General features: G+C 59.0%; 8 protein-coding genes. 3 read left to right on the top strand and 5 right to left on the bottom strand.

Annotated elements, in window-relative coordinates; translation table 11 throughout:
• Positions 1-72: 72 nt before the first annotated feature.
• On the bottom strand, positions 73-2,115 hold the full coding sequence (metG, locus tag ACFOEV_RS03165) for a methionine--tRNA ligase (protein ID WP_386771519.1): 2,043 nt from the start codon (positions 2,113-2,115) through the stop codon (positions 73-75).
• 193 nt (positions 2,116-2,308) lie between these two features.
• Positions 2,309-2,938 (bottom strand): glutathione S-transferase N-terminal domain-containing protein, encoded by a 630-nt coding sequence (locus ACFOEV_RS03170; RefSeq protein ID WP_386771521.1) that lies wholly within the window; start codon positions 2,936-2,938, stop codon positions 2,309-2,311.
• Positions 2,939-3,332: 394 nt separating this feature from the next.
• Here ACFOEV_RS03170 and ACFOEV_RS03175 point away from each other — a divergent pair, with 394 nt between their 5' ends.
• The 3 genes from ACFOEV_RS03175 (at position 3,333) to ACFOEV_RS03185 (ending at position 7,659) form a co-directional block, all read left to right on the top strand.
• Complete coding sequence (locus ACFOEV_RS03175; protein ID WP_386771523.1) at positions 3,333-5,483, top strand: putative bifunctional diguanylate cyclase/phosphodiesterase; 2,151 nt, start codon at positions 3,333-3,335, stop codon at positions 5,481-5,483.
• 414 nt (positions 5,484-5,897) lie between these two features.
• Positions 5,898-6,365: a nucleoside deaminase gene (locus ACFOEV_RS03180; RefSeq protein WP_386771525.1), complete on the top strand. Its 468-nt coding sequence runs from the start codon at positions 5,898-5,900 to the stop codon at positions 6,363-6,365.
• A gap of 58 nt (positions 6,366-6,423) precedes the next feature.
• Positions 6,424-7,659, top strand: a complete 1,236-nt coding sequence (locus ACFOEV_RS03185) for a sensor domain-containing phosphodiesterase (protein ID WP_386771527.1) — start codon at positions 6,424-6,426, stop codon at positions 7,657-7,659.
• Positions 7,660-7,978: 319 nt separating this feature from the next.
• Here the strand turns inward: ACFOEV_RS03185 and ACFOEV_RS03190 are convergent, their stop codons facing one another.
• The 3 genes from ACFOEV_RS03190 to ACFOEV_RS03200 form a co-directional block, all read right to left on the bottom strand.
• Complete coding sequence (locus ACFOEV_RS03190) at positions 7,979-8,236, bottom strand: hypothetical protein (protein WP_386771529.1); 258 nt, start codon at positions 8,234-8,236, stop codon at positions 7,979-7,981.
• Between the two features lie 59 nt (positions 8,237-8,295).
• The gene (locus tag ACFOEV_RS03195; RefSeq protein WP_386771531.1) at positions 8,296-9,051 is read right to left on the bottom strand and encodes an SDR family oxidoreductase; all 756 of its coding nucleotides are present in this window, start codon (positions 9,049-9,051) and stop codon (positions 8,296-8,298) included.
• Positions 9,052-9,256: 205 nt separating this feature from the next.
• Complete coding sequence (locus ACFOEV_RS03200; RefSeq protein ID WP_386771533.1) at positions 9,257-10,198, bottom strand: LysR family transcriptional regulator; 942 nt, start codon at positions 10,196-10,198, stop codon at positions 9,257-9,259.
• Positions 10,199-10,512: the final 314 nt, after the last annotated feature.

A 10,512-nucleotide genomic window follows, 5' to 3' on the forward strand; every position in this document is an offset into this window, starting at 1 on the left:
GGGCAATGGGGAGAAAATGCGTGAATTCACTGCCTCCCCCTCCGGGCGCACGGTGGCAGCCACCGTGCGCCCTCAGGTCACCCTCTGGCCCGGCTCGGCACCGGAATGTGGCTCCAGCAGATAGATGCCCTCGGCGTTGCCGGCAGCCAGCACCATGCCTTCGGAAACGCCGAAGCGCATCTTGCGCGGCGCCAGGTTGGCGACCATCACCGTCAGGCGGCCTTCCAGGGCTTCCGGGGCGTAGGCCGAGCGAATGCCCGCGAACACCGTGCGCGTTTCGCCGCCCAGGTCCAGAGTCAGCTTCAATAGCTTGTCGGCGCCCTCGACATACTCCACCTTGGCGATGCGCGCGATGCGCAGATCGACCTTGGCGAAGTCCTCGAACGAGATCTCGTCGGCGATGGGATCCTCGGCCAGCGGGCCCTTGGCTGCTTCTTTCATCTTCTGCTCCTCCGCCAGGTCCTCCTTGGAGGCCTCGATCATGGCATCGATCCGGTCGCGCTCGACGCGGGTCATCAGCGGCTTGAACTTGGCAATGGCATGCCCCAGCAGCACGTCGTGGCGGCTGTGCCAGTCGAGACTGTCGAGTTGCAGGAAGGCCTTGGCATCGCCGGCCATCTTGGGCACCACCGGCGCCAGGTAGACCATCAACTGGCGGAACAGGTTGATGCCGACCGAGCAGATATCCAGCACCTCCTGCTCGCGACCGTCCTGCTTGGCCAGCACCCAGGGCTCCTTCTCGGCGATGTAGGTGTTGGCCTCGTCGGCCAGTTCCATGATCTTGCGCATGGCGCGGCCGAATTCGCGGGTTTCATAGGCCTCGGCGATGTCGTCGCCGGCGGCGATGAAGCGCGCGACCAGCTCCGGTTCCGTGCAGTGCGTGGAGAGCTGGCCATCGCCCAACTTCTTGACGAAGCCGGCGCAACGGCTGGCGATATTGACCACCTTGCCCACCAGGTCCGCGTTCACCCGGCTGGCGAAGTCCTCGAGATTGAGGTCCAGGTCGTCGACCCCCGAGGTCAGCTTGGCGGCGAAGTAGTAGCGCAGGTACTCGGGGTTCAGGTACTCGGCGTAGGTCTCGGCCTTGATGAAGGTGCCGCGCGACTTGGACATCTTGGCACCGTTGACCGTCACGAAACCGTGGCAGTTGATGCCGGTGGGCGTGCGCAGGCCGGCGCCCTTCAGCATGGCCGGCCAGAACAGTGCGTGGAAGTAGACGATGTCCTTGCCGATGAAGTGGTAGACCTCGGCATCGGAGCCTGGCTGCCAGAAGCTGTCGAAGTCGATGCCCTCGCGGTCGCAGAGGTTCTGGAAGCTGGCCAGGTAACCGATCGGTGCATCGAGCCACACATAGAAATACTTGCCCGGGGCATCGGGAATCTCGAACCCGAAGTAGGGTGCATCGCGGGAGATGTCCCACTCGTTCAGGCCCGATTCGAACCACTCCTGCAGCTTGTTGGCGATCTGCGATTGCACGTGGCCGGCGCGCGTCCAGCGCTTCAGGAAGTCCTCGAAGTTGGGCAGCTTGAAGAAGAAGTGTGTCGAGGTGCGCACCTCCGGCGTGGCCCCGGAGATCGCCGATACCGGATCGATCAGCTCGGCGGGGGTATAGGTGGCGCCACACGCCTCACAGTTGTCGCCGTACTGATCGTCGGTCTTGCACTTGGGGCAGGAGCCCTTGATGAAGCGGTCGGCCAGGAACAGCCCCTTGACCGGATCGTACATCTGCTCGATGTCGCGGGTGGCGATATGGCCGGCATCGCGCAGCGCGGTATAGATGCGCTCGCTGTGAACGCGATTCTCTGCGGAATGGGTAGAGTGATAGTTGTCGAACGCGACACCGAAGCGTGCGAAATCGCTCTGGTGCTCCTTGCTGACCCGCTCGATCAGTTCCTCCGAGGTGATGCCTTCCAGCTCGGCGCGCAGCATGATAGCGGTGCCATGGGCATCGTCGGCACAGACATAGTGGCACTCATTGCCACGGCTCTTCTGGAAGCGCACCCAGATATCGGTCTGGATGTATTCCAGCAAATGGCCCAGGTGGATCGAGCCGTTGGCATAGGGCAGGGCACTGGTAACCAGGATCTTGCGCGAACGGCTTGCGGTATTCGACATATCGGCTCTGGAATTCCCGTGAAAATCAGTCCTCGATTGTATCCATGTTCAGGCGTCACTGCATCTGCCGGGTATGCCCGGGTAACGATGCTCCTACGACTAAGGTAGGATCACGCCCCGGCGCCGGGCAATGGTCAACGGATTGGGGTGTTACGCCACCGCCCCTCGTAGAGCGGCTTCCGCGCATCCCCGCTCAGGGCATGGGAATCTCATTGACCTTCTTCGGCACGTGATAGCCGCGCTGAACGGCAGGGCGTTCGGCGATCTCCACATACCAGCGTTTCACGTTGGGGTAGTCGTTGAGGTCGATGCGCTGCCACTCATAGCGCGAGATCCACGGCCAGGTCGCCATGTCGGCGATCGTATAGTCGTCGACGAGATACGCTCGTTCCGCCAGGCGCTTGTCGAGCACGCCATACAGGCGCTGGGCCTCGGCGAAGAAGCGCTCTTCGGCATAGGGGGCCTTGCCGGGGTTGAACTTCAGAAAATGGTGGGCTTGGCCGAGAAACGGGCCGATTCCTCCCATCTGCCACATCAACCATTCCAGGGTCCGATAGCGGCCTTCGGCATCCGTGGGCAGGAAGCGGTCGGTCTTGTCCGCCAGGTAGATCATGATGGCGCCGGACTCCATCAGCGTCATGCTGGTGTCGTTATCCACCATGGCCGGAATCTTGTTGTTGGGGCTGATCTTGAGAAATTCCGGATCGTACTGCTCACCGCTGGTGATATCGACGGCATGGGCCCGATAGGGCAAGCCCAGCTCCTCGAGCATGATGGAGACCTTGCGGCCATTCGGCGTGGTCCAGGTCCAGAGGTCGATCATGTCGGCTCCTTGGCGTATTAGAGCGCATATGGTTGATCCAAAACTCTCACGTCCACTCTGACACTATCATGCCGCAGCCATTCATGCCGTGGCATCCCAGGGGGCTTGCTTCTCATGCTCATCGCTCAACTTTCTACGACTTTTTTCTCAAGATCTCACTACGCAGGCCGAAGAATCATTTAGTAGCCTGAGTGTTAATGGATGTTTCCAAGCGGGAGGTTGGTGTTGCTAAAGGTCGACAGTCCATAACCAGATACATTGACTAATTTAGTAATATCCATAGTAATGTCTGGTATTCCTGTTTCCACTTACTATGGGCAGCGCCAAGGGATTTCGTCGGAGCGCTGATGTTCTGTGAGCTGGTAGGGCTCAAGATGGCCGGCCAGGAGTCAAGATGGAATTTTGGCGTTTCGATACCACCAACCCTGCTTTGGGCCCGTTGCTGGAAAGCAGCTATGATCCATTGATTGTGACGCTTTCCATTGCCATTTCCTGTTTTGCGGGGCTCACGGCATTAATGCTGGCCGACCGCATGCTCGCCTCGTCTTCGGCCATGGTCAAGGCCTGGTGGAATATCGGCGGGGCAGTGGCCATGGGCTGTGGCATATGGGCGATGCACTTCAGTGCCATGCTGGCCTTCTCCGTGGAGGGCCATGCGCACATGGAGTACACCCTGGGCCTGACGGTGCTGTCGCTGGTCCCAGCGATACTGGGCAGTGGGGCTGCCTTGCATTTCATGGCTCACCCGAATCTCAAGGCGCATCAGCTTGTGGGAGGGGCGCTGTTGATGGCGGTCGGCATCGGCAGCATGCACTACACCGGCATGGAAGCGATGCGTATGGAGGGGCTGCGCTATGACTTCCTCTTCTTTTGTCTTTCCATCGGGGTCGCCTTCCTGTTGGCACTGGCGGCGCTTTATCTGCACTTCCGCGTGCGCAAGCTGCCTGCGCTTTCCGAGAATGGCATGACGCTGGTAGCAGGCGTCTTCATGGGCTTCGCGGTGGCCGGCATGCATTATACGGCCATGGGCGCGTCGCGCTTTTATGAGGTCCCCGTCCCTGTGGGGCATGGCGCACTGCTTTCCGACGGTGCCATGGCGGCGACCATCGGTGGCTTCGCCGGCCTGATATTGGGCCTGAGCCTGCTGGCGACCTGGATGGACCGGCAGAAGGCGATTCAACGAATGCTGGAGCAACTCGCCAATACCGACGCGTTGACCGGTCTGCCAAACCGTGCGCACTTCCGGCAATGCCTTGAGCTTGCTCTGTCCCGTAGTCGTCGGCAGGGCACTCGCCTGGCGGTATTCTTCATGGACCTGGATGATTTCAAGACCATCAATGACAGTCTCGGCCATGCGACGGGGGACCGGGTGCTCGAGGAATTCGCTATGCGGCTAGTCGGCCCCATTCGTTCAGAGGACACGGTGGCACGTTTCGGTGGCGATGAATTCATCATTCTCGTTCAGGACCTGAACATGCCGGAGGACGCCGCCAAGACCGCAGAGAGGCTGCTCCAGGCCATGGAACCGCCGATCGAGTTCGATGACTGGAAGCTGCACGCCCAGGCGAGTATCGGCATCAGCATCTACCCGGACGATAGTGAGCGGGCCGATGAACTCATCCAGCAGGCCGATGCCGCCATGTACCGGGCCAAGAGCGATGACCTTGGCTACCACTTCTTCGACCAGACCCTGACCGACAGGGCCATGCTGCGGGTGCGTCTGGTCAATGACCTGCGTGACGCATTGAAGGAGGGCCAGCTTTTCCTTCAGTACCAGCCGTTGGTCAATCTCCGGACCGGGGAATGGGTAGGGCTCGAAGCCCTGGCACGCTGGCGGCATCACCAGGAAGGGGATATCTCGCCGAGCCTCTTCGTGCCGCTGGCGGAACGCACCGGGCTTGGGGTGCAGCTCGGCGAATGGGCCCTGCGGCAGGCCTGTCACCAGGGCCGGAGGTGGCTGGACGACGACCTCGAGTTCGGACGGATCGCGGTCAATATCGCGGCGCCTCAGCTTGCCCGACCAGGCTTCGTTAGCCAGCTGCGGCATATATTGGAGGCAACCGATTTTCCCGCTCGTTGCCTGGAGCTGGAGATCACCGAGTCGTCCCTCATGCACTCGGATCAGGCAACCATCGATAGGCTGCACGAGATCCGCAGCATGGGAGTGTCCTTGGCGATCGATGATTTCGGGACCGGCTATTCGTCACTGAGTTATCTCAAGAGCTTGCCGATTAACAAGCTGAAGCTCGATCGCACCTTCATTCAGGGCGTCCTGACGGATCCCCGGGATCAGGCCATCTTCCGAGCAATGGCCGATATGGGCATCAGCCTGGGATTCACCGTGCTCGCCGAGGGCATCGAAACCGAGGCGCAAGGGCAATGCGTGTTGCAGCTTGGCTGCCGCATGGGGCAGGGGTTCTTCTTCGCCCGACCTTCTGATGTCGACGTTATTACAGTGGCCCTACGCGGAGCCGCTGAGAGAGCGCCAGTGTCCCTGCCCCTACGCCCATCTGTGGTGAGGGGCGGCAGCGGGGCTGAATGGTAGGAGCGGCTTCAGCCGCGATGGAAAGTATCACCTAAGCGGGGTAGGGCATTACGTCTGGGTAGGAGTGGCTTCAGCCCGGGCGGCGTTCCGACGAACCGGCCGCTAGGCCGGCTGGCAATCAGTACACCAGTACACCAGCCCGCCCTGCATTCCCTCACCCTGTGCCGCATCAACCCCCTACGACTTTTTCCTCAAGATCTCACTACGCAGGCCAAAGGATTATTGAGTAGCCTGAGTGTTAATGGATGTTTCCTAGTGGAATTTTCTTGTCGCAGTATGGAGACGTTTTGCCTCCCATAGCAGCCAAGAAGGCGGAACCCTGAGTGGTACCGTCGCGGCGGTAGCGTGGGCGGAGAAAACCTCAGGGCAGGACGTCTATCACTTCATGATCAGCCAAACACCGACTCCACCGCCATGACTAACTTGACCGAAACCGAACTTCAGCACCTACGCACTTGCTTCGACATCGCCCGTGCTGCGAAGCAGCGCGGCGACACCCCCTTTGGCGCCTGCCTGGTCGATCAGAATGGAAAGGTGCTGCTGGAAGCCGGCAATGCCACAGTCACCAACCAGGACGTCACCGCACACGCGGAGAGCGAAGTCGTCCGCGCCGCTTCCAAGCACTACTCACCTGATGAGCTCGATAAAATGACGCTATTCTCCAGCGCCGAACCCTGCGCCATGTGCGCCGGAGCCATCGCCTGGAGCGGCATCGGCCGAGTCGTCTACGCCCTCGGCTCCAAGCGCGTGGAGCAACTCGACCAGCCCGAGCCGCATATCCCCACGGTTTCCGGCCGAACGATAATGGAAACGGCAAAAGGAGCACCGGTTGTGATAGGGCCGGTGTTGGAAGACGAAGCCGCAGCCGTATTCTCAGATTAAGATCATATGAAGGATATAAGAGCAGGCAGGAAAGCTGAGATATTTAAAAGGAGGGCTGATGGAGCTCAAGTCTGCGAATACTATGAGTGATGTTATCGCCGAGACTATAACAACGGAGGCCCACTCACCGGAACGTATTCTGAAGCGGATGCTGGCCGTGATTCGCGAGCACATGGACATGGACGTGGCATTCATATCCGAGTTCACGAACGGGCAAAGAAACTTCCGCTATGTGGATTCACCATACCCTGATCAGCCTGTTCAAGAGGGTGGGGGAAATCCACTTGAAGATACCTATTGTCAGCGGGTTATCGATGGCCGGTTGCCAGAGCTTATTCCTGATGCGAGCCTGAATAAAGAAGCGCAAGGGTTACTTGCCACGGCAGCAGTGCCTGTCGGAGCTCATCTAAGTGTTCCCATCAAGCTGAGTGATGGTAGTGTTTATGGGACGCTTTGCTGTTTCAGCTTCCAACCCAACACTTCATTGGATGAGCGCGATCTAGGCATGATGCGCGCTTTTTCTGTGATCGCAGCCGATCAGGTTGAGAGGGATACCAAGCAAAGGCAGGAAAGGAATGAGATTACAGCACGTATCAACGCTGCTATTTCCAGCGGCTCTATTTCCATGGTCTATCAACCCATCTACAACGTGGCGAAAGAGGTACTCGTTGGGTTCGAGTCGTTAGCTCGATTTTCGATGATACCTGTCCGTACTCCGGATGTCTGGTTCAAAGAAGCCAGTCAAGTCGGTCTGGATGTGCCGCTCGAAATCCAGGCCATCAAACTGGCACTGCCACTGATCGAGCGTTTGCCGGCCGACTGTTATCTCTCAGTGAATATATCCCCGAAGTTACTTCTTGACGCTGAGGTAAGGAGCGTTTTGGAAGAGTGGCCGGCAGAGCAGATAGTCATTGAGTTGACGGAACATTCCATCATCGAACGCTATGAAGATATTGCGGAAGCATTAGAGCCGTTACGGGATCGAGGGATACGACTCGCAGTGGATGATGCGGGTGCAGGATATGCAAGCTTTCGTCATATCCTGTCCTTGTCTCCTGACATCATCAAGCTCGATATGAGCATTACACGAAACATTGATACGGATCATCGACGTCGAGCGCTTGCGGTTGGTTTGATCGCTTTTGCAGAAGCGACCAATACCAAGATCATCGCGGAAGGCGTGGAAACCAAGGCTGAAATGGCCATGCTGCGCCAACTGGGGGTCAACAAGGCCCAAGGTTATTTCCTTGGCAGGCCAATGACAGCGCAGCAGCTCAAGGAATACGGTTTTTGACGCTACCGCAGCTTATGTCGCGCTTCATGACATCTCCTTGAGTGGGTGCCGGACCACGTCGCGTGCCACAAGGGCCCCCACAATGACAGTGGCGGAGAGAGCCACCAGGGTGGGTGGGAGAGACCAGATCAGAATCACGGGGATCAAGAGTGCGAATGCAGCGGCAGCCCCAGTCGTGCCAATAATGAACGGCGCTGGCGATCTCCGGCGACCACGCACAGTAGTACGGACATCAGGACCTCCGTTTCCCTGCATAAGTGCCAGCGTAGAACAGCATGTAGAGTCCTGTAGAAAGAGCATCAGGTTCAGCAGGTCTTCGTCATGAGCGTAAGGCTCGATATTTCCTCCATGCCCACACGGCGACCAGCGCCGGAACGCCGAACAGGAACAGATGCACCAATAGCTCCTCGGCCAATGCGTAGCCGGCGGCGAGTCCCATGCCGAGGTTGACGACACTGACGGCCAGCCATACAGCGATAAAGCCCAAGGCCACGTGTGCGCGCCACCTGGGGCGGCTGATGCCCAGGGCCACACCCAGAATGGCCAGGCCGATAATGATGAAGATAAGTGTACGCATGTATATTTTTGCCTGTTCAGAAGGGGCGGAAGCTATCCGCCCCGGAGGCTGAGCAGCCCTCAGCGTGTGGTATAGCCACCGTTAGCGAAGATCGTCTGACCGGTGATCCACCAGCCGTCGGTGGCGAGGAAGCGCACGATGGGCTCGATATCCTCGATCTTGGTCAGCTCGCCATTCATGGCCTGCGACTTGTGGAACTCGACGCGCTCGGGCGTCTCCTGGCCATAGAAGAAGGGGGTGTCCATGGGGCCCGGACCGATAGCGGTCACGGAGATGCCGCGGGCTCCGAACTCCTTTGCGGCGGCGCGGGTGAAGTGCTCGACCGGGGACTTGCCGCCGGCATAGGTGGAGTAGCCATCGGTGAAGGCGGCCAGCAGAGAGGTGACGATGGTGATGATCTTGCCGTTAGCGTTGAGCGTTCGACCAGCCTCCTTGATGAAGAAGTACGCTGCCTTGGCATTGATGTCGAACATCGCGTCGTACTCTTCCTCAGAAGTCTCCACGATGGGTTTACGCAAGACTTTACCCACCGTATTGACGGCGATGTCGACGCCGCCGAAGCGGCTCTCGGCCTCCTCGAACAGGACCGTGACATTGGCTGGTTGGGTCAGGTCTCCCTGAATGGCAAAGGCATCACTGCCGACGTCCTTGATCGCTTGCACGGTGGTCTCTGCATCGGCCTGGGTGGCGCTGCCGTGGTAGTGAACGACAACCTTGGCGCCGGCTTCTCCCATCTTGCGACTGATGAGACCGCCAAGGTTCTTCGCCCCGGCACCGACAACCACCACTTTGCCCTCAAGAGTGTGTGCAGTCATGGTGATTCCCTCCTGTTGTGTGATCGCTTAGTCACTGGATCTAGTGCATGGGCGTGGCAACCCGTGCATGCGGCAGTCCGGCGCACGCCTTGAGGGAGTATGGCGGGTGAGAACGCAAGGATAATCGGTCGCTCTCTGACAGCACTGTTCAGAAAACACGAACAATGAGCGGAAGAAAACCGACCACCTGGCTGGAAGCGGAAGTCTAGGGTTGCTGGGTTGCGCGCTGAGCCTGGGGCAGTGTGAGGCCGTGGATTTCCTTGCTGAGCAATGCCTCAACCCAGGAGATGAAGACGTGAAGCAGGCGTGAGCGATGATGGCGATGGGGATAGAGGATCGTAAGCGGCATGGGGCCAGCCTGCTTGTCCGCCAGCACCTCGATCAGGCTCCCCTCCTGTAGATGATGCTGAACATCATAGGCCGGTACCTGTATCAGGCCGAGACCCGCCAGGCAGCAGGCAATGTAACTCTCCGCACTGTCCACGGTGACGCTTCCCTGCATTGGCAGGGTTCGCACCTTGCCCCCTTCCCTATATTCCCAATCTTCAGCGATGCTGCCGAAAGGGGAAGCATAGTGGATGGCCAGGTGGTGGGGCAGGTCAGCGATGCTCTCCGGGACACCATGACGGGCCAGATAGCCGGGGCTGGCACAGTTGACGACGGGCAGAAGGCCGAGGGGGCGAGCGATCAGGCTCGACTCGCTGAGCTCGCCCACCCTGATGGCGCAATCGACTCCTCCTTCCACCAGGTTAACGGGGCGGTCGCTGGCACCGATCTCGAGTTCGATGCCGGGATAGCGGGAGAAGAAATCGGGGAGGGCCGGCACGATGATGAGCCTTGCAATGCGACCCGGCGCTTCCACACGTAACTTGCCACTGAGCTGGGAGCCATCATCCTGGAACAATCCCTCGAGTTCCTCCAACTCTGCCAGCAATCGCAAGGATCTGTCATAGAACGCTTCACCATCATGCGTCAGGGTGACATGGCGCGTCGTACGGTTCAGCAACCTCGTCCCCAACCGGGCCTCCAGTTCACGGATGGCCGTCGAGACGGTAGAGCGTGGCATCTGCAGGCAAACCGCGGCCTTGGTGAAACTGCGCATTTCGGCGACACGCAGGAAGATGCGGAGAGCATCGATACGATCCATGGCGTGATCCTTGGTGAGTACGGATACCAACGGGCATCGCCTATAGCGTGCCAGACTCGCGCATACGGTGGAAAGCCGCCATTGGCAGCCAACACATGTCCCGGTTTATTTTGGAGGAAACGAATTTTGTTAATAAATTCGAGGCATGAGTGCTTTTTTCACAAATATGTCTCTTGCCATTGGTGAGAGTAGGTATGAATGTCTGGAGACGGCCGAGGCTGTGTGAAAACGTAGCTCCCACTATACTCAACCCGTGACAGCTCGTGGAGGTGCCGATGAAGCGCTTCGTTTCAGGTGAGTCCCGGTCTCAGGCC

The sequence above is a fragment of the Litchfieldella rifensis genome (genome assembly GCF_042646605.1).
Classification (GTDB): Bacteria; Pseudomonadota; Gammaproteobacteria; order Pseudomonadales; family Halomonadaceae; genus Litchfieldella; species Litchfieldella rifensis.

What these genes read in the sequence shown, in the direction of transcription:
- metG (WP_386771519.1), bottom strand. Translation starts at nt 2,115, where the DNA reads ATGTCGAATACCGCAAGCCGTTCGCGCAAGATCCTGGTTACCAGTGCC.
- ACFOEV_RS03170 (WP_386771521.1), bottom strand. Translation starts at nt 2,938, where the DNA reads ATGATCGACCTCTGGACCTGGACCACGCCGAATGGCCGCAAGGTCTCC.
- ACFOEV_RS03175 (WP_386771523.1), top strand. Translation starts at nt 3,333, where the DNA reads ATGGAATTTTGGCGTTTCGATACCACCAACCCTGCTTTGGGCCCGTTG.
- ACFOEV_RS03180 (WP_386771525.1), top strand. Translation starts at nt 5,898, where the DNA reads ATGACTAACTTGACCGAAACCGAACTTCAGCACCTACGCACTTGCTTC.
- ACFOEV_RS03185 (WP_386771527.1), top strand. Translation starts at nt 6,424, where the DNA reads ATGGAGCTCAAGTCTGCGAATACTATGAGTGATGTTATCGCCGAGACT.
- ACFOEV_RS03190 (WP_386771529.1), bottom strand. Translation starts at nt 8,236, where the DNA reads ATGCGTACACTTATCTTCATCATTATCGGCCTGGCCATTCTGGGTGTG.
- ACFOEV_RS03195 (WP_386771531.1), bottom strand. Translation starts at nt 9,051, where the DNA reads ATGACTGCACACACTCTTGAGGGCAAAGTGGTGGTTGTCGGTGCCGGG.
- ACFOEV_RS03200 (WP_386771533.1), bottom strand. Translation starts at nt 10,198, where the DNA reads ATGGATCGTATCGATGCTCTCCGCATCTTCCTGCGTGTCGCCGAAATG.